At 72.1% G+C, this 18,961-nt stretch carries 17 protein-coding genes; 11 read left to right on the forward strand and 6 right to left on the reverse strand.

The window, feature by feature from the left end:
- Nucleotides 1-38 precede the first annotated feature (38 nt).
- A complete protein-coding gene (locus Raf01_RS00570) occupies nucleotides 39-707 on the reverse strand; it encodes a hypothetical protein (protein WP_203915675.1) in 669 nt (222 codons plus the stop codon).
- A gap of 407 nt (nucleotides 708-1,114) precedes the next feature.
- Complete coding sequence (gene sthA / locus Raf01_RS00575; protein WP_203915676.1) at nucleotides 1,115-2,518, reverse strand: Si-specific NAD(P)(+) transhydrogenase; 1,404 nt, start codon at nucleotides 2,516-2,518, stop codon at nucleotides 1,115-1,117.
- A 189-nt stretch (nucleotides 2,519-2,707) separates the two neighbouring features.
- On the opposite strand from sthA, the gene Raf01_RS00580 reads away from it, so the two are divergent.
- Genes Raf01_RS00580 through Raf01_RS00610 form a run of 7 tightly spaced genes read left to right on the forward strand, consistent with a single transcriptional unit; the run spans nucleotide 2,708 to nucleotide 11,864 of the window.
- Nucleotides 2,708-4,045, forward strand: a complete 1,338-nt coding sequence (locus Raf01_RS00580; RefSeq protein ID WP_203915677.1) for a GlnX family signal transduction membrane protein — start codon at nucleotides 2,708-2,710, stop codon at nucleotides 4,043-4,045.
- Nucleotides 4,042-5,025 (forward strand): glutamate ABC transporter substrate-binding protein, encoded by a 984-nt coding sequence (locus Raf01_RS00585; protein WP_203915678.1) that lies wholly within the window; start codon nucleotides 4,042-4,044, stop codon nucleotides 5,023-5,025. Before Raf01_RS00580 ends, Raf01_RS00585 begins: the two co-directional genes overlap by 4 nt.
- Before the next feature lie 5 nt (nucleotides 5,026-5,030).
- The gene (locus Raf01_RS00590) at nucleotides 5,031-6,233 is read left to right on the forward strand and encodes a hypothetical protein (protein ID WP_203915679.1); all 1,203 of its coding nucleotides are present in this window, start codon (nucleotides 5,031-5,033) and stop codon (nucleotides 6,231-6,233) included.
- Entirely contained in the window at nucleotides 6,233-8,563 is a 2,331-nt protein-coding gene (locus Raf01_RS00595) for a serine/threonine-protein kinase (RefSeq protein WP_203915680.1), read from the forward strand. Before Raf01_RS00590 ends, Raf01_RS00595 begins: the two co-directional genes overlap by 1 nt.
- Entirely contained in the window at nucleotides 8,563-9,624 is a 1,062-nt protein-coding gene (locus Raf01_RS00600; RefSeq protein WP_203915681.1) for a PP2C family protein-serine/threonine phosphatase, read from the forward strand. The genes Raf01_RS00595 and Raf01_RS00600 overlap by 1 nt, the downstream gene beginning before the upstream one ends.
- Nucleotides 9,621-10,919 (forward strand): VWA domain-containing protein, encoded by a 1,299-nt coding sequence (locus Raf01_RS00605; protein ID WP_203915682.1) that lies wholly within the window; start codon nucleotides 9,621-9,623, stop codon nucleotides 10,917-10,919. Before Raf01_RS00600 ends, Raf01_RS00605 begins: the two co-directional genes overlap by 4 nt.
- 3 nt (nucleotides 10,920-10,922) lie before the next feature.
- Nucleotides 10,923-11,864 (forward strand): FHA domain-containing protein, encoded by a 942-nt coding sequence (locus Raf01_RS00610; protein WP_203915683.1) that lies wholly within the window; start codon nucleotides 10,923-10,925, stop codon nucleotides 11,862-11,864.
- Between the two features lie 26 nt (nucleotides 11,865-11,890).
- Here the strand turns inward: Raf01_RS00610 and Raf01_RS00615 are convergent, their stop codons facing one another.
- Nucleotides 11,891-13,009 (reverse strand): CE1 family esterase, encoded by a 1,119-nt coding sequence (locus tag Raf01_RS00615; RefSeq protein WP_203915684.1) that lies wholly within the window; start codon nucleotides 13,007-13,009, stop codon nucleotides 11,891-11,893.
- A 504-nt stretch (nucleotides 13,010-13,513) separates the two neighbouring features.
- Here Raf01_RS00615 and Raf01_RS00620 point away from each other — a divergent pair.
- From Raf01_RS00620 to Raf01_RS00635, 4 genes are read left to right on the forward strand one after another with little or no spacing between them, the layout of a single operon-like run.
- Nucleotides 13,514-14,416, forward strand: coding sequence for an ABC transporter ATP-binding protein (locus Raf01_RS00620; protein ID WP_308442623.1), 903 nt, complete (start codon nucleotides 13,514-13,516; stop codon nucleotides 14,414-14,416).
- Between the two features lie 20 nt (nucleotides 14,417-14,436).
- Nucleotides 14,437-15,180, forward strand: coding sequence for an ABC transporter permease (locus Raf01_RS00625; protein ID WP_203915686.1), 744 nt, complete (start codon nucleotides 14,437-14,439; stop codon nucleotides 15,178-15,180).
- Nucleotides 15,181-15,224: 44 nt separating this feature from the next.
- A complete protein-coding gene (locus tag Raf01_RS00630) occupies nucleotides 15,225-16,496 on the forward strand; it encodes a sensor histidine kinase (protein WP_203915687.1) in 1,272 nt (423 codons plus the stop codon).
- On the forward strand, nucleotides 16,493-17,134 hold the full coding sequence (locus tag Raf01_RS00635; RefSeq protein WP_203915688.1) for a response regulator: 642 nt from the start codon (nucleotides 16,493-16,495) through the stop codon (nucleotides 17,132-17,134). Before Raf01_RS00630 ends, Raf01_RS00635 begins: the two co-directional genes overlap by 4 nt.
- Here the strand turns inward: Raf01_RS00635 and Raf01_RS00640 are convergent.
- The 3 genes from Raf01_RS00640 to Raf01_RS49330 all read right to left on the reverse strand — a co-directional run bounded on the left by Raf01_RS00640 (nucleotide 17,106) and on the right by Raf01_RS49330 (nucleotide 18,958).
- Complete coding sequence (locus Raf01_RS00640) at nucleotides 17,106-17,546, reverse strand: hypothetical protein (protein WP_203915689.1); 441 nt, start codon at nucleotides 17,544-17,546, stop codon at nucleotides 17,106-17,108. The genes Raf01_RS00635 and Raf01_RS00640 overlap by 29 nt on opposite strands.
- 167 nt (nucleotides 17,547-17,713) lie before the next feature.
- Nucleotides 17,714-18,406 (reverse strand): membrane protein insertase YidC, encoded by a 693-nt coding sequence (yidC, locus tag Raf01_RS00645; protein ID WP_203915690.1) that lies wholly within the window; start codon nucleotides 18,404-18,406, stop codon nucleotides 17,714-17,716.
- A 126-nt stretch (nucleotides 18,407-18,532) separates the two neighbouring features.
- On the reverse strand, nucleotides 18,533-18,958 hold the full coding sequence (locus Raf01_RS49330) for a DUF6412 domain-containing protein (protein ID WP_239133267.1): 426 nt from the start codon (nucleotides 18,956-18,958) through the stop codon (nucleotides 18,533-18,535).
- Between the last annotated feature and the right edge of the window lie 3 nt (nucleotides 18,959-18,961).

Genomic DNA, 18,961 nt, shown 5'->3' on the forward strand with positions numbered 1-18,961 from the left:
CCGGAAGGCTGGCACCAGAAGGCCGGCCGGGGGCAGGCTCAGTCGCTGTAGAAGGCTCCCACGATCTGGGTGGCCAACCACTCCTGCGCGGCGTACGCGTACGGGAACGCGCTGCCCTGCACCCGCTGGGCGGCGCAGGTCAGGCAACCCCAATCGGCCGTGGTGTCCAGCAGCCGGGTGTAGAACGCCCGCGCCGCGTACGACGGGGTGGTGATCTCCGCCGGGGTACCCCAACCGGTGCTCGGGCGCTGCTGGAACAGGCCGAGCGAGTCGTGGTCGACGGCGACGTAGAGGTTGTAGAGCCGCGACTCCTGCAACGCCGTGGCCACCGCGATGATCTGGCCGCGCTCGTCGATGCCCATCTCACGGCCGACATTCACGATGGTCTGCGCGTTCTCCACCTGGTAGTGGTCCAGGCCGGCGATGTGCGGCAGCGGCGGCGGGGTGTGGCGCGCCCGGGCCTTCGCGGGTGCCTTGGTCGGCGCGGGGGCCGGCGCCTGGGTGGCGGCCGGTGCCTTGGCCGCCGCGGCGGGCGGCGTGGCCGGCAGGTCGAGATCGTGTACCGGCATCTCGGCCGAGGACGGCGCTGTGCGGGCGGTGCCGCGGGAGACGGCGTTGCCGCGCTCGGCGGCCGGGGCGTTCGGGCTCGTCGCGGCGCCTCCCGACAGGTCTGCGGCGGCCTGGTGCATCGGGGCGATGGCGGCCACCGCGACCGCTGCTCCGCACACGGCGGACACGGCCAGACGTCGGGCCACTACCGCGCGGGCGACTCGGGGAAGCCGGATGTAGGTGAACAACGGGTCGGTTCCGATCAGTTTCTCGATGCGCCGCCGAGGGGGTTTCGGCGACGGGCGCCGGGGGAAGGCGCCCAAGGCACCGTGCCCGGAGACTCTCGGAACCGGCAACACCACTCGTGGTAATCGTGCCCTGCCTCACATCGTTACCGGCAGTCACGGGCAGCGTCGCCCCCACACCTCTCAAAACGGAAGATGGTAGCGAGCTTGACCTGGGGTGTCGTAACCGTGAACGGGCGGACGACCTCACTCGGCGCTACCGTACGCGAGGATCCGACCCGTTTGCGAAGTTACTCTGAGCTACAGAGTTGCCGGCCGATCTAGTCGCCGAGGCGGTCGATGTTGCGCATCTTGTTCATCGCGTCCAGCGCCGCGACCTTGTACGACTCCGCCAGCGTCGGGTAGTTGAACACCGCGTCGACCAGGTAGTCCACCGCGCCGTCACAGCCCATCACCGTCTGTCCTATGTGGACAAGTTCAGTGGCTCCGGTACCGAACACGTGCACCCCCAGCAGAGTGCGGTCCTCCGGCGAGACCAGCAGCTTGAGCATCCCGTACGAGTCGCCGATGATCTGCCCGCGGGCCAGCTCACGGTACCGAGAGACACCCACCTCGAACGGGACGCGCGCCTCGGTCAGCTCATCCTCGGTACGCCCGACGAAACTGATCTCCGGGATCGAGTAGATGCCGATCGGCTGGAGTCGCCCCAGCGCCCGGACCGGTTCCCCGCAGGCGTGGTGGGCCGCCAACCGACCCTGCTCCATCGAGGTCGATGCGAGCGCCGGGAAGCCGATGACGTCGCCGACGGCGTAGATGTGGTCCACAGCCGTGGCGAAGTGCTCGTCGACCGCGATCCGGCCGCGCCCGTCGGCGCTCAGCCCGGCCCGGTCCAGCTCCAGCTGTTCCGCCATGCCCTGACGCCCGGCCGAGTACATCACCGTGTCCGCCGCGATCCGCTTGCCGCTCTCCAGGACCGCGAGCGCCCCCCGCGCGTGCCGCTGCACCGAGGCCACCGTCTCGCCGAACCGGAACGTCACCGCGAGGTCGCGCAGGTGGTACTTCAGCGCCTCGACGATTTCCAGGTCGCAGAAGTCGAGCATCCGCTCCCGCCGCTCGACCACGGTCACCTTGGTCCCGAGCGCGGCGAACATCGACGCGTATTCGATGCCGATGACGCCCGCACCGACCACCAGCATCGAGCGCGGCACGTGTTCCAGGTGGACGATGCCGTCCGAGTCGATGATGGTGCAGTCGTCGAAGTCGACGCTCTCCGGCCGGGCAGGCCGGGTACCGGTGGCGATGACGATCTTCTCCGCCGTGACCTTGAGTTCCCGCCCGTTGTCGTCGGCCACCGCGATGGTGTGCGGATCCTCGAAGCGCCCGGTGCCGGTGATGACGTGCACCCGGTTGCGGGCGAGTTGGCTGCGGATCACGTCGATCTCGCGCCCGATCACATGCTGGGTACGGGCGGCCAGGTCGGCGACCGTGATGTCGTCCTTGAGCCGGTAGCTCTGCCCGTACATCTCGCGCTGGTTGAGCCCGGTCAGGTAGAGCACCGCCTCGCGCAGGGTCTTCGACGGGATGGTGCCGGTGTTGATGCACACCCCACCGATCATGTTGCGCCGCTCGACGATGGCGACCCGGCGGTCGAGCTTGGCTGCGGCGATGGCCGCCTTCTGTCCACCCGGCCCGGAGCCGAGCACCAGCACGTCGAAGTCGTACATGCCCACAGTCTGCGGGTGGGACCGCAAAATGCGAAGAGCGTCTTCGTCCGGTGACGATGACGGTCCCGCTAACCGCGGGGGTACCCCCGGTGACGCCGGAGGCGGTTCGCACCGGGCGTTGGTGCCTTGACCCGGGCGGCTACCGTGATCGCATCCGATCACCGCCGGGAGTGTTCTTGTGAAGTCGCGATGGCACTGCTGAGCCCGACCCGCGCCGCACCCGCCCGTACTCCGCTCGGCCGGGTCGCGCCGCTCGCGAGCCGGTTGACGACACGCACCGGCAGCACACCCGGACGGCTGACCGTGCTGATGCTCGCGGCATCGGCGCTCGCCATCGCCGCCGGGCTGGCCGCGGTCATCGGCGTCACGCAGCGCTCCTCCGAAGTCGACTCGATCATCAACCGCAGTGGCCCGCTCACCCTCTCCGCGCAGGAGCTGTACCGTTCGCTGTCCGACGCGGACGCGGTCGCCGCCAACGCGTTCCTGTCCAACGGGCAGGAGCCGGCCGCGCTGCGCGAGCGGTACGAGAGCGACATCGCGGCGGCGAGCGCCGCGCTGAGCGACGCCACCGCGGGCGACCCGAGCCAGCGCGCGGTGCGGGAGATCGCCGCCCAGCTGCCGGTCTACACCGGCCTGGTGGAGACCGCGCGCACCTACAACCGGCAGAATCTCCCGATCGGCGCGGCGTACCTGCGGGAGGCGTCCGCGCTCATGCGCAACGACCTGCTCGTCGCGGCCAAGCGGCTGTACGACGCGGAGACCGCCCGATTCGACTCCGACGCCGGGGACGCCTCCGGGTTTCCATGGCTCGCCGCCTCGCTGGCCGTACTGACCCTGGTCGGCCTCGGGTACGCCCAGGTCTACCTCACCCGGCGCACCAACCGGCTGTTCAATCTCGGGTTGCTCGGCGCGACCGCGATGGGGCTGGCCGCGCTGATCTGGCTGGGCGCGTCCTGGCTCGGCGTACGCGGTGAGCTGTCCAGCGCCGAGCGCGACGGATCGAGCCAGGTCCAACTGCTCGCCCAGGCCCGCATCGACGCGCTCCAGGCCCGCGCCGACGAAGCGCTGACGCTGGTTGCCCGGGGCAACGGGGGCAGCTTCGACACCGACTACAACACCATGCTCGACAACCTCGTCGGCAAGGACGGCAACGGCGGGCTGCTGCACCGGGCCTCCGGCGCGGCCACCGATCCGGCGGTACGCGCGGCGGTCGCCGCCGCCACCGACGCCGCCAAGTCCTGGAAGTCCACCCACCAGAGAGTGCACAGCGCGGACACGAACGGCGACTACAACGGTGCCGTCCTGCTCACCATCGGAAACGATCCGGCGAGCGCGGCGAGCACGTTCAACAACCTCGACAAGAACCTCGCCACCGGCATCGCGGCCACCAGCGCGCAACTCAACCGCCACGCCCGATCGGCGTCCGGCGCGCTGACCGCCGCGCCCGTCGGACTGGGCGCGCTGACCCTGCTCCTGCTCGTCGGATTGGTCGCCGGATTCCAGCAACGCCTCGCGGAGTACCGATGAGAACGAAGCTCCTCGCCGTCGCCGCCACAGCCACGCTGCTCGCACTCGTCGCCGGCTGCACCTCGGCGACGAGTCCGACCAGCAACGCGTCGCCGGCGTTCAAGGCACCGGTTCCGGCCGGCGTCCAGGATCCGGCGACGATCCCCAGCGCGGCCGCGGACAGCGACAGCGGCTGCGATCCGCTGGCCAGCCTGCGCCCACCGGCCGCCATGCCGCCGCCCCGGCAGATGCCGGCGGGCAGCTCGATGGAGACCATCCTCAAGAACGGTCACCTGACCGTGGGCGTGGACCAGAACACCTACCTGTTCGGCTACCGGGACGCCGTCTCCGGCCAGGTGGTCGGCTTCGACATCGACATCGCCAAGCTGATCGCGAAAGCCATCTTCGGCGACGACAGCTCCAAGGTGGTCAAGCTGGTCGCGATCACGTCCGCCCAGCGCATCCCGTTCGTCCAGAACGGCACCGTGGACATCGTCGCCGACTCGATGACGATCAACTGTGAGCGGCTGCGGCAGGTCGCGTTCTCCACCGACTACTTCGACGCCGGGCAGAAGATCCTGGTGCGCAAGGGGTCGGGGTACACCACGATCGACGACCTGGCCGGGAAGAAGGTCTGCGCGGCGGCCGGTACCACCTCGATCGTGACCATCGCCACGCGGCCGTCGCACCCGGTCCCGGTGGCGGTCAACGACTGGACCGACTGCCTCGTGATGCTCCAGCAGGGACAGGTGCAGGCGGTGTCCACCGACGACAACATCCTGGCCGGCCTCGCCGCTCAGGACCCCACCATCGAGGTCGTCGGTCCCCGCTTCACCGCCGAGCCGCACGGGCTGGCCATCAAGAAGACGTCCACCGACTTCGTCCGGTTCGTCAACGGGGTGCTCGACCAGGCCCGTGCGGACGGCACCTGGACGCGGCTCTACGACAAGTGGCTCGGCGGGCCGGCGCCCACTCCGCCGGCCGCCAAGTACTCGGACTAGTGCCGATGGATCGACAGTCGGCAGACCGGGCACTGACCGGGCTGGGCGCGGCGCACGACCGGATCGCCGCGGCCATGTTCGTCATCGACAGCCACCCGGGACTGGCGTTCCTGCGGGGCGGCGGGTTGGCCGGGCGCACGGCGGAGCGGGCACAGACCATCGCACCCGAGGTGGATGTGCTGTGGGCGCAGTTCAACGCGCTGTCCGACCTGCTCGACCGGGCCCGGGCCATCCGCAACCAGAAGCGCCTGGGCGATGACGACTGGGACGCCCTGCGGCTACTGGTGTCCGAGCCGGTGCTCGCCGTCGACGTCGCCGGGCTCCCGATCGAGGCCGGCAGCAAGGCGGTCGCCACCGTGCTCCGGGTCGGCGACCTGGCGACCGGCCTGGAACAGCGGTGCGCCGCGGTGACCGCGCATCTGTCCGAAGTGGACACCGCCTGGTCGGCGATCGCCGGAAACTTCGCCCCGCTCACCGAGGCGTTCGGCAAGGTCGCCGCGCAGGCCGAGGAGCTGGGCGTCGGGGAGCTGGCCCGACCGCTGGGCGAGCGGTTGGACCAGGCACGCTCGGATGGGCTGCGCGATCCGCTCGCGGCCGCGCCCGGTGGGCAGCCACGTCCGGCGGTACAGACCCGGCTGCGCGAGCTGACCGCCGAGTTGGACGCGGTACGGCAGAGGGTGGCCGAACTGGCCGCGCTGCGCGACGGGTACCAGACCCGGCTGGCGGCGCTGCGTACCCGCCTCGACGAGGTGGCGGCCGCCGAGTCCCGGGTACGGGACGCGTACGCCATCGTGGCCGAGAAGATCGCCGATCCCGCCCTGCCGCCACCGCCCGACGCGGCGGCGCTCCTGCGCACCACCCTTCCCGGTTCCGGAGATGTCCACACCAGACAGTGGGTGCGGCTGGAGAAGGAGCTGAACACGCTGGAAGCCTCGGTAGCCCGCGCACTGGCCCACGCCGATGAGCTGCGCGAGGCGGCCGACGGGCTGCTCGACCGCCGCGGTGAGCTGCGCGGGCGGCTCGACGCGTACCGGGCCAAGGCGGCACGGGTCGGCTTCGCCGAGGACGGCGACCTGTCGGTCCGGTACCAACAGGCCCACGAGCTCCTGTTCACCGCGCCTTGCGACCTGCGGCGATCCACCCAAGCCGTGTACGCCTACCAACAGGCGCTGGCCGAGCTGATCGCCTCGACGAGAGGGACAAGTTGATGTCAGCCTGCCTCCGGCCCGGCTGTTCCGGGCACTACGCGCCCGACGGATACTGCGACGAGTGTGGCCACAAGGCGCCGGCCAGCGCGGCGCCGGCGTCCGCGACCGGCGCTTCGGGTACCTCGGCGCGCAGCGTGCCGACCTCGGCGGCCACGATCGGCGGCGGCGCGCCCACCGGCGCCGGGCTGGCCGGTGTCTCCACCGGCACCGGGCGCTCCAGCCGCAGCCGGACCGCCGGACGCGGCCGGCTCGGCGCGAACCTGGTCGTGGTGCCGCCGGTACCGTTGCGCGACCCGGCCACCGCCGTGCAGTCCGACCCGGCGGTACCGGAGTCCCAGCGGTACTGCCCGAAGTGCGGGGAGCCGGTCGGGCGCAGCCGCAACGGGCAGCCCGGACGGGTCGAGGGCTTCTGCCCGCGGGACGGGGCCCGGTACTCGTTCCGGCCGAAGCTGCGCCCCGGCGACCTCATCGACGACCGGTACGAGATCCTTGGCGCACTGGCCCACGGTGGCCTGGGCTGGATCTACCTGGCCCGGGACCGGAACATCAGCGAGGCGGGCAGCGACCGCTGGGTGGTACTCAAGGGCCTGATCAACACCGGTGACCCGGACGCCATGGCGGCGGCCGTCACCGAGCGGCGGTTCCTGGTCGAGGTCGACCACCCGAACATCGTGAAGATTCACGACTTCGCGCAGCATCCCGACCCGGACACCGGCGAAAACGTCGGGTACATCGTCATGGAGTACGTCGGCGGCCGGTCGCTGCGCGACCTCGCGCTGAACAACCGGGGCCCGGACGGCAGCCGGATACCGCTGCCGCTGGAGCAGGTTCTCGCGTACGGCATCGAGGTGCTCCCGGCGCTGGGCTACCTGCACGACCGCGGGCTGCTGTTCTGCGACTTCAAGCCGGACAACGTGATCCACGCCGAGGAGCAGCTGAAGCTCATCGACCTCGGCGCGGTACGCCGGATGGGCGACGACATGTCGGCGCTGTACGGCACGCCGGGCTACCAGGCGCCCGAGGACGAGTTGGCCGGCATCGGCCCCTCGATCGGCTCCGACCTCTACACGGTCGGCCGGTCGCTGGCCGTGCTCAGCTTCGACTTCACCGGCTTCAGCACCCGGTACGCCCGCTCGCTGCCGGCCCCCGCCGACGTACCGCTGCTGGCCGCCCAGGAGTCGTATTACCGGCTGTTGCGCCGGGCCACGAACACCGACCCGGACCGCCGGTTCGCGTCGGCCGGCGAGATGGCCGAACAGCTGACCGGCGTGCTGCGGGAGATCCTGTCGGCGCGGGACGGCATCCCGAGACCGGCCGCCTCCGGCCAGTTCACGCCGGAACGGCGTGCCTTCGGGGTACCCGCCGACGCGGCCGTGGCGCCGCTGTCCGGGCCGGAAGTGGCCGCCGCGCTGCCGTTGCCGCTGGTCGATCCGGCCGACCCGGCGGCCGGGTTCCTGGCCACCGTCTCGGGTACCGATCCGGCCAGTACCCTCGCCGCCCTGGAAGCCGCGCAGATCACCAGCCTGGAGATGACCCTGCGGCTGGTCCGGGCCCGGCTGGAGGTCGGCGACCTGGCCGGCGCCTGGGCGAGCCTGCCGAGCGTCGAGCAGGTCGGCAACGACTGGCGGCTGGACTGGTACGCCGGCCTGCTGTCGCTGTGCGACCCGGCGACCTGGCCGGCCGCGCGGGACGCGTTCGACAAGGTCTACGACGCGCTGCCCGGTGAGCCGGCCGCCCAGTTGGCCGTCGCGGCGGCCGGTGAGCTGACCGGCGACCCGGCCGGGGCCGCCCGCCTGTACGAACGGGTCTGGCGGGTCGACCACGGGTTCGTCAGCGCGGCGTTCGGGCTGGCCCGCGTGCGGCTGGCGGCCGGCGACCGGGTCGGCGCCCGGGCCATCTACGACGAGGTACCGGACAGTTCCAGCCACCACGTCGCGGCGCAGATCGCGGCGGTGCGCGCGCACCTCGACCAGGAGCCCGCCACGCTGGCGGAGGCCGACCTGCTGGACGCCTCGACCCGGCTGGAACGGCTGCGCCTGGACAAGCAACGCCGGGAGTCGCTGGCGGTGGAGGTGTTCCGCACCGCGCTGTCCTGGGTGATCACCGGCAGCAACGGGACGGGCGGTCCGGTGCCGGTACCGGTGCGCCCGGTACCGGCCCAGCGGACGGCCACCGCCCGCCGGGTACTCGGCCAGCTGCTGTCCGAGCGGGACATCCGGCTCGGGCTGGAGCGCTCGTACCGGGCGATGGCATCGCTGGAACCGGACCGAACCGCCCGGCACGCCCTGGTCGACCTGGCCAACTCGGTGCGCCCCCGGACGGTGGTCTGATGGCGGCGGACGGCGGCGGCCTGGACACCGTGCACGGCACGGAGTGCCCGACCTGCGGCGCCAGCGTCGGCGAGACGGACCGGTTCTGCGAGACGTGCGGGGCCGGCCTGTTCGAGGGACTGGTGCCGGCCTCCTCCGCCCAGCCCCCGGCCCCGGCTCCCGCCGGGCAACGGTGGCTCACCTCGACCGGCGCACCGGACGCGTGCGGCGGCTGCGGCGGCACCGCGTTCGGGCCGGAGGGCTACTGCGACGACTGCGGCCAGCGCCGCCCGGCCGGCCGGAACCACAGCGAACTGGACCTCGGCGTGATCGCGGCGGTCAGCGACCTCGGCCACCGGCACCGGCACAACGAGGACGCGGTCGCGATCGGGCTTCTGCCCGGCGCCGAGGCGGCCGTGGTGTGCGACGGGGTGTCGTCGTCGACCCGACCGGACGCCGCCTCGTACGCGGCCGTCGACGCGGCCGCCGAGGCGTTGCTGCGCGCGCTGGCCGATGGGGACGAGCCGGAGCCGGCGCTGACCGTGGCTGCCCGGGCCGCGCAGGCGGCCGCCGCGCTGGCCGCCGGTGCGGAACCGGGAAACAACCCACCCAGCTGCACATTCGTGGCCGGAGTGGTGACCGCGGACGAGGTGAGCGTCGGCTGGGTCGGGGACAGCCGCGCCTACTGGCTGCCCGACCGCGACGGCGATCCGGCCGTGCTGACCGCCGACGATTCGCTGGCCGGCCAACTGGCCGCGGCCGGGGTACCGCTGGCGGAGGCGCCGCAGGGCGCGCAGGCCGGCGCGCTGGTGCGCTGGCTCGGCGCCGACGCCCGGGACACCGCGCCGCACCTGGTCACCATCCGGCCGGACGGCCCGGGGCGGCTGCTGGTGTGCAGCGACGGGCTCTTCCGGTACCGTCCTGCGCCGGCCGAACTGGCCGCCGCCACCCCGGCGGGTACCCCGATCGACACCGCGCGCAGCCTGGTCCAGCTGGCCCTGGACGCCGGCGGCCAGGACAACGTGACCGTTGCCGTACTGCCCTACCCTGCCCCCGAGTCTTCGCAAGGAGCGACCGGATGAGTGAGCCAGCCGCCGCCTTCACGGCGGAGGTCTACCAGAACCAGTACCTGCCGGCCGGCGGCGATGTGGTGGACGCGGTGATCACCGTGACCGCCAGCGGGGCCGGGCTGCGCGACGTCGGCGGCACCCCGTCCGCCGCCGAGGTCATCATGATCGACTGTTCCGGGTCGATGGCCAACCCCCCGACCAAGCTGTCCGAGGCGAAGAAGGCGTGCGCGACCGCCATCGACTCGCTGCGCGACGGAGTCTCGTTCGCCATCATCGCCGGCCGGCACGACGCGCAGATGGTCTTCCCGTTGGTGGCCACCCTGGCCCCGGCCACCCCGGCCAACAAGGCGGCCGCCAAGGCCGCGGTACAGAACCTGCTGGCGGCCGGCGGCACCGCGATCGGTCAGTGGCTCAGCCTGGCCAACACCGTGTTCGCCGGTCACCCGGCCGAGGTCAAGCACGCCATCATGCTCACCGACGGGCGTAACCAGCACGAGACCGCCGAACAGCTGGCCGCCACGCTGCGCAACTGCGAGCGCCGGTTCATCTGCGACAGCCGGGGAGTCGGCGCCGACTGGGTGGCCAGCGAACTGCGCACGGTGGCCTCGACACTGCTGGGCACGGCCGACGGGCTGGAGGATCCGCGCGAGCTGCCGGCCGCGTTCCGGGCGATGACCGAGGCCGCGATGGGCAAGGCGGTCGCCGAGGCGACGCTGCGGGTGTGGACCCCGGCCGGCGCGACCGTGCGGTTCGTCAAGCAGGCGTTCCCACAGGTCGAAGACCTGACCCCACGGCGTACCCAGGTCAGCGCGCGGATTGGCGACTACCCGACCGGCGCGTGGGGTGCGGAGAGCCGCGACTACCACCTGTCGGTACAGGTGCAGCCCGGCACGGTCGGCGAGGAGGTGCTCGCCGCCCGGGTGAGTCTGGTCACCGGCGACAGCGTGCTGGCCCAGTCGCTGGTACTGGCGACGTGGACCGACGACACCGCGCTGTCCACGAAAATCAACCAGCGGGTGGCGCACTACACCGGGCAGGCCGAACTGGCCAGCGCGATCCAGGAGGGACTGGCCGCGCGGGACGCCGGAGACGTCGAGACGGCGACCTCGAAGCTGGGTCGGGCGGTCCAGCTCGCCGAGGAGTCGGGTCACTCCGACACCGCCAAGCTCCTCGGCAGGGTCGTCGAGGTGATCGACGCGCCGAGCGGAACGATCCGGCTCAAGCCCAAGGTGGCCGGTGTCGACGCCGAGCTGGCCAACGTACGGTCGGTCAAGACCATCCGGGTCAAGAAGAGCGAGGAGGGCTGACAGATGCCCACCTGTCCGAAGGGGCACGAGTCCGCGGACACCGACTACTGCGACGAGTGCGGCACCCCGATCGGTGCCCGCTCCACACCGGCCCCGTCCGGCAACGGCTCGTCCCCCGCACCCGCCGCCGCACCGTCCGGTGCGGCCGGCGCTGGCGAACCGTGTCCGAACTGCTCGACGCCGCGCTCCGACCGGTTCTGTGAGGTCTGCGGGTACGACTTCGTCGCGGCACAGTTGTCGGCGGCGGCGGGCGTGCCGGCAGCGGGCGGCAACGCACTGGGCGGCAACGCACTGGGCGGCAACGCACCGGGTGGCGCGGCAGCGGGCGGCACGGCGGGCGCATCCCCGCAGGGCGCGCCTGCCGGCACGTCGACCGGCGACCCGGCCGGAAGCGGCGACGCGGGTGGAGGCGGCAACCCGGCCGGAGGCGGCGACGCCGGCACCGGTGCGTCCGGCGCCGGCCCGGCGGCGGCCACACCGGACGGGACGGCGACGCCTTCGCCGGATGGGCCGCTCCCGACCCGTCAGCCGACCGTGACTCCGACCTGGCGGGCGGCCGTGGCCGCGGATGCCGAGTACCACGCGCGGATGCAGGCGATCGCCGACCCGGGCGTGGAGCCGATCGCGTTCCCCACGTTCTGCCCGGAACGCCGCTTCTGGCTGCGCGGCCCGCAGATGCTCATCGGACGGCTGAGCCGCTCCCGAGGCATCGAGCCGGACATCGACCTGACCGGTCCGCCCACCGACCCCGCTGTGTCGCACGCGCACGCGATGCTGGTGGTGCAGCCCGACGGTAGCTGGGCGCTGGTCGACCTCGGATCGTCCAACGGCACGTACCTCAACGACGGCGCGGAGGCCATCAAGGAAAACGTGCCGGTACCGCTGTCCGACGGCGACCGCATCCACCTCGGCGCGTTCAGCACCATCACGGTCCGTCGCGCCTGACCCGCGCCGGCCCGTGGCGACGCGGGTCAGGTCGCGGGGTGGGTGACCGGTGACGGTGGACCCGTCGGGGTGGCCGGACGTGCCGGCGACAGCGGGGTGGCCGGGGAGGGAGGCGTCGCCGGCGACGGTTGCGCCGACGCGGTGGGCCGCACCGGCTGGCTCTGCCCGGACAGGAAGCGCCACAGGATCTCGTTGGGCTGGAACGGCCCGGCCGGAAGCGGCCAGCGATGTCCCTTGCCGGACAGGCTGTACAGCTCGACCACGCCGGCGCCCCGGCAGCCCCGGTACGAGGTGACCGTCACCCCCGGGAACGGCCGGCTGACGATCGCCCCGGAGCGGCAGCCGTCGTACCGGGCCCAGCGGGACGCGGCCACCGGCACGCTGTACGTCCAGTACGGCTGCCCGTGCCCACCGTACGGGTTGGCTGTGTCGGCGGTGCCGTGGAAGGCGAGTACCGGCACCCCACCACCGCTCGGGTGGCACGGCGACGGTGCCCGGATGCCGGAGGCCACCACGACGCCCGCGAGCGGTACCGGTGGCGTGCACGCCAGTTGACTGACCATCCGGGCGCCGCCGGAGAACCCGGAAGCGTAAACCCGGCTGCCGTCCACGCAGTACCGCTGGCGTACCAGCGCCACCACGGCGCCCAGGTATGCCACGTCGTCCGGACCGTACCTGGTGAACGCGGGTGTACCCGGAACGTTCCACGAGAAGCCCGTGCCGCTGTGCTTCGCGGCCTGCGGGTATGCCACGACGAAGTCGTGCGCGTCGGCCGTCGTGTCCAGGCCGGTGCCCTTCTCCTGCTTCGCCGCGGTCGATCCGCTGCCGTGCAGGTTGAGCAGCAGCGGCAACGGCTGGCTCCCGGTGTACCCGATCGGCAGGTAGACCCGGACGGTCCGCAGCCTGCCGTCGACGGTCGCGTCGATCCTGGTCGGTCCCGGCGCCACCACATGGCCGCACCCGGGTGACGCGGTCCGCACCGGCTTGGCCGGTTTGGCCGCGAACGCGATCGGACTCGGCCGGCTGACCGGAGCGGGCTTGTCCGACGTGCACGCCGCGAGGCCGCCGGCCAGCGATACCAGCGCGGTCAGGAGGGCCAGCACCGCCGCGAGCGGCCGCCGTCCCTCCGGGCCTTCAGCTCCCATCCGTGCCGTCCCTCCCCGTGTTGAGGGCATGATAGGCAGGGCGTCGCAACCCGGATGTCCCGTCCGGATAACGGTTGGTCACACCGATCGGCCACATCCTGAGTTTTGCCCGGCAGGGCACCCGCAAACACCGGCAAGGCGCCAGCGAACACCGGCAGAGCCACCGGCAGACGCCGGCCGCGACGGCGCCGGGGCGAGGCATCCACCGATCGGTTGATCCGGCGGATCCCGGCGGTTGACTGTTCCGATCCACCGAAGTCGCGCCGCAACGTCGCTAGCTGATCGATTCGCCGGACGCCGCGCTCGGCGAGGCTCAATGGCATGGAAACGACGAACCAGTCTTTCGACCAATCTGGCTCGGCGCGTCTGACGCCGCGCCACGACCCGGACCAGACGTCCGACCAGTTTGGCTCGGCGCGTCTGACGCCGCGCCACGACTCGGACCAGTCGACCGACCGGTCTGGCTCGGCGCGTCTGACGCCGCGCTACGACCCAGACCAGTCGGTGATCGTGGTTGATCACCTGCACAAGCGGTACCGCGAGACGGTGGCGGTCGACGACATCTCGTTCACCGTCGAACGCGGCGAGATTTTCGGCATCCTGGGCCCGAACGGTGCGGGAAAGACGACAACGGTCGAGTGCATCGAAGGGGTACGCAAGCCCGACGGCGGCACGCTGCGGGTACTCGGCCTGGATCCGCAGCGCGACCGCAAGGAACTGCGCCAGCGGATCGGCGTACAGCTCCAGGAGGCGCAGCTGTACGAAAAGATCAAGCTCGGCGAGGCGATGGAGCTGTTCAGCTCCTTCTACCGCGACCCGGTCGACTGGCGCGAACTGGTCGACGAGCTTGGCCTGACCGGCAAGCGCGACACCCCCTTCAACAAGCTGTCCGGCGGCCAGAAGCAGCGACTGTCCATCGCGCTGGCTCTGGTCGGCAACCCACAGGTCGCGATCCTCGACGAGCTGACCACCGGCCTGGACCCGCAGGCCCGACGCGACACCTGGGACCTGATCGAGCAGGTCCGCGACCGGGGCGTCACGGTCGTCCTGGTGACCCACTTCATGGAGGAAGCCGAACGGCTGTGTGACCGGATCGCGGTCATCGACTCCGGCCGGGTCGTCGCGATCGACACACCCGGCGGCCTGGTCGCCCGGGTGACGACGGAACAGCGCGTTCGGTTCCGTCCGGCGGCACCGCTGGACGACCGGCTGCTGACCCACCTGCCCGAGGTCACCGGGGTGACCCGGCACGGAAACCAGGTCGTCGTAACGGGGGGCAACGATCTGCTCCAGGCAGTCACCTCGGTGCTTGCCCGACACCAGATCGTCGCCAACGACCTTCGCGTGGAGCAGGCCAGCCTGGACGACGCGTTCGTCGCGCTGACCGGCCGGAACATCGACAGCTGACAACGGACTGGAGCGGAGAAATGAACTCGAGTGCCAAGCTCATCCTGAACGAGACGCGAATGTTCCTGCGGGAGCCGGTGGGCGTCTTCTTCGCCCTGGCGTTTCCGTCGATCCTGGTGGTCATCCTCGGCAGCGTGAAGTCGTTCCGGTCGCCGGATGCGGACCTGGGTGGCCTGCGGGTCATCGACCTGTACGTGACCATCGCGGTCACGCTGGTCATCGCGATGATCGCGCTGGCGTCGCTGCCATCCATCCTGGCCAGCTACCGGGAGAGGGGCGTGCTGCGCCGGTTGAGCACCACCCCGGTGCCCCCGGCGATGCTGCTGGTCGCCCACCTCGTCGTCAGCCTGGTGGTCGGGCTCGTCTCGGTGATCCTGGTCATGGGGATCGGCCGGGTCGCCTTCTCCGTGCCACTGCCCCGGCAGATCGGCGGCTTCCTGATCGCCCTGGTGATGGCCGCCGCCGCACTGCTGGCCATCGGGCTGTTCGTCGCGGCCATCGCGCCCAACGCCAAGGCCGGCAACGCGATGGGAGTCATCCTGTTCTTCCCGCTGATGTTCTTCGCCGGTCTCTGGGCGCCCCGCGAGTCGATGCCGCACCTGCTGCAGCGCATCGGCGACTACACCCCGCTCGGCGCCGGCGAACATGCCCTGCACGACGCGACCGTGGGATCCTGGCCGCACGCGAGCACGCTCGGGGTACTGGCCGCCTACCTGGTGGTGTTCGGGCTGGCCGCAGCCAGGCTGTTCCGCTGGGAGTCGTGACCGGCCCGGCCACGGGCGTCGCGTACGAGTGGAGGGGCAGGGGCATGAGGCGGCTCTCGATCGAGGATCTGGACGGCTGGGAGCGACGCCTGGACTCGGGCGTGAAGTGGGTTCCGTACGTCGCGCTCGGAGTGTCCCTGGTCCTCGCGATCCTCACCGACGCGTTCCTGCCTGGGCCGCCGATCGCCCTGACGGTGGTGCTGACTCTGGTGGCGGCGGCGTGGATATTCTTCTGGGTCAATCTTCACCCGGCCTGGTCGGAGCGACGGGTGCTGATGGGGATCTACTTCGTCGTCCTGCTCGGCCTGATCGCGGCGCTGATCGCGTGCAGTCCGGTCTTCGGGTTCTTCGCGTTCGCCGGCTACCTGAACGCGGTCTACGCCCTCCGCGGCCGGATGGTGGTGTTCGGCGTGGTGACCACCGGGGCGCTGTCCTCGCTGTCCCAGATCGGCGGCTTCCCCACCCTGGGCTCCCTCCCGGGCGTGGCGTCCTACCTGGTCGTGGCCGTGTTCAACATCGCAATCGCCGGAGCCCTGTCGCTGCTGGCCTGGGTGACCACCGAACAGGCGGAACGGCGCAAGCGGATGATCGGCCAACTGAACGAGACGAACACCAAGCTGGAGACAGCCATGGCGGAGAACGCCGGGCTGCACGCCCAGTTGCTCACCCAGGCCCGGGAGGCCGGAGTCCTGGACGAGCGGGCCCGGATGGCCGGGGAGATCCACGACACGATCGCGCAGGGGCTGGCCGGCATCATCACCCAGCTGGAGGCGGCCGACCAGGTCGAGGACCAGCCGGCAGACCGGCGCCGGCACCTGGACACGGCGGCCGGCCTGGCCCGGGAGAGCCTGTCCGAAGCCCGCCGATCGGTCCGCAACCTCCAGCCCGAACAACTGGAGGGCGCGACCCTGCCGGAGGCGCTGGCCGGCGTCGTACAGCGCTGGTCCGACCTGCACGGGCTGGCCGCCGAGATCACCACCACCGGTACCGTTCGACCGATGCACCCGGAGATCGAGGGAACTCTGGTGCGCACTGCTCAGGAGGCGTTGACCAACGTGGCGAAACACGCCGGCGCGAGCCGGGTCGGGCTGACCCTGTCGTACATGGAGGACCAGGTGACGCTGGACGTGCGGGACGACGGCGTCGGGTTCGAGCCGGCGGAGACGGTCGCCAGCGGGGACGGCGGCTTCGGGCTCAAGGCCATGCGCCAGCGCCTGCAGCGCATCGCCGGGCTGCTGGAGGTCGAGTCGGAGCCCGGCGGAGGCACCGCCATCTCGGCCAGCGTGCCGGCGATTCCCGCGGGGAGCGTCGCGTGATCCGGCTGCTCATCGTGGACGACCATCCGGTGGTGCGGGACGGGCTGCGCGGCATGCTGACCGGCGACGACGAGTTCGAGGTGCTGGGCGAGGCGGCCGACGGGGCCGAGGCGGTGACGCTCGCCGAGACACTGCGGCCCGACGTGGTACTCATGGACCTGCGGATGCCGGGTACCGACGGGGTACGCGCGATCGGCATGCTGCGCGAGCGTGGCGTACCGGCCCGGGTCCTGGTACTCACCACCTACGACACGGACAGCGACGTGCTGCCGGCGATCGAGGCGGGTGCCACCGGGTACCTGCTCAAGGACACGCCCCGGGAGGAACTGTTCCGGGCGGTACGGGCGGCGGCGCGCGGCGAGGCGGTGCTCTCTCCGTCGGTGGCCACCCGGCTGCTGGGCCAGGTCCGGTCACCCGCCAAGGAGCCGTTGAGCCAGCGGGAGCTGGAGGTGCTCGGGCTGATCGCTCGCGGCTCGACCAACCGCGAGGCGGCCGCTCACCTGTTCATCAGCGAGGCCACGGTGAAGACCCACCTGCTGCACGTCTACGGCAAACTCGGGGTCAAGGACCGGGCAGCGGCCGTGGCGGTCGCCTTCGAGCGGGGGCTGCTCACTCCGGGCTCGGGCCCGAGGTCCTGATCGTGGCGCCGGCGGCCCGGGCCCGCCGGTAGTCGGCCGGCTTCGCGTCCGGGTGGGCGTTCAGCCAGGCCAGGTACTCGTTGTACTCGTTCAGCTCCGGATCGGCCGCCTCGGCGGGGTCTGCCGCGACGACGGGCCGGGACGGTACCGGCAGCGTGGCGCGCAGTACCGGCTCCCTGATCTTGGCCGGCGCCCGGGCGGTCGGGTCGCCCAGTTCACCGCGGATCTCCCGGTACCAGACGAAGATCACGAACAGGGCGAAGACCGGCCACTCGAAGGCGTACCCGTAGCTCAGCGCGTTGCCGCCCGCGGCGCGCCCGATCTGCCACCAGCCGAGCGCGAGGAACGTGCCGACGAGCACGACCATCGCGACGTGCCGCGCGATCCAGCGCGGCGACAGAAACCGGCGCATGGCACCAGCGTAGCCGGCTCCGCTCGGGGGCCGGCCGGCGCCGGGGCCGGAACCCGGGAGGAGGGCCACCGGCGCCGGGGCGGTCCCCGGGAAGAGAGCCGCCGGGGCCGAGAGCTGGCCGGCGCCGGGCAGGCCGCCAAGCCTCCGCCCGGCGCCGGCCCGCCGGGTCAGGCGCCCCCGGCCGGCAGCCCCCGGCGCAGCACCGCGTTCTCGACCGCCGTCCAGCTCATCGTGGTGACCAGGTAGAGCGCGGCCGCAAGCGGCACCACCAGGAGACTGGCCACGCTCAGGTACGGCAGCACCCGCATGATCCCGTTGGGTACGGCGGTGGCGTTCGCGGCCGCGACGCGCCTGGCCCGGCGATCCGCCAGGATGCCCAGGCCGACCAGGACGACCACAAACGGTACGAACACCAGCGGATGGCCGCCCCCGATCAGCCGAGTGGACAGTGCCACCCCGAACAGCTGGTGCGTGAGCAGCACGTTCGCGTGCCCGGCGATCCGTGCCGCGCTGAACATCCGATACGTGATCATAAAAAACGGCGCCTGTACCAAGGCCGGAAGGCACCCGGCCAGCGGCGAGACACCCTCGGCGCGGTACAGCTCGGTCAGCTCGGTACCCAGCCGGGCCCGATCCTGGCCATGGCGCTGCTGAAGCTCCCGCACCTTCGGAGCGAGTACGGCGCGGCTTCGCTCGCCGCGCACCGCGGCCAAGGTCAGCGGCAGGAGCAGGGCGCGCAGGGCGACGGTGCACAGCACGATCGCGGTGGCCACGCCGCCGGCCGGTGCGAGCGCACCGGCGACGTGAACGATGAGCGAGTAGACGACGGCGGTCGCGTCGTCGACAAACGGAATGGACATGTGAGAACCCCTCGGGCCGAATCTGACGTCAGACACCAGATGCGGCCGCCCACCGCCCACCGGAGGCACGGGTACCCGCGCCACGGCGCGTGAGCACCGGGCGTCGGTACGCCGGGGAAGTCGGGGTCAGGCGGCCGCGTGGGCCGCGCAGGGCGCTCTGGGTCGGGAGCGCCCGGGGGCGTCCGGGTCCGCGTAGCGGGGGATGCCGGTGCGGTGGGCCTCTTGACGCAGGATGCGCGCCCGCCGCCAGGCGACGCCGCCGGGAATGGCACGGCGAGCCAGCAGCCGGGCGGCCAGGACGGCGACCAGCAGGACACCGATGGCGGCGGCGGTGCCGGCCAGCAGTCCGGCCGGCCCAACGTCGCCGAGCAGTTCGAGGTGCGGCGCCCGGAAATGCGGCGCTCCGAGATGCGGCGCCCCGAGATGCGGCGTGGCGAGTCCGGCGGCCCAGAGTGCCGGCGCCCCGAGGCCGGGCAGGCCGAGCCACGACAGCGCGAGGCCGAGCAGCCCGAGGCTCACCAGCGGCGAGCCGGCCGCACCGAGCCAGGCCATCGC

It is taken from the genome of Rugosimonospora africana (assembly GCF_016862975.1).
Classification (GTDB): domain Bacteria; phylum Actinomycetota; class Actinomycetes; order Mycobacteriales; family Micromonosporaceae; genus Rugosimonospora; species Rugosimonospora africana.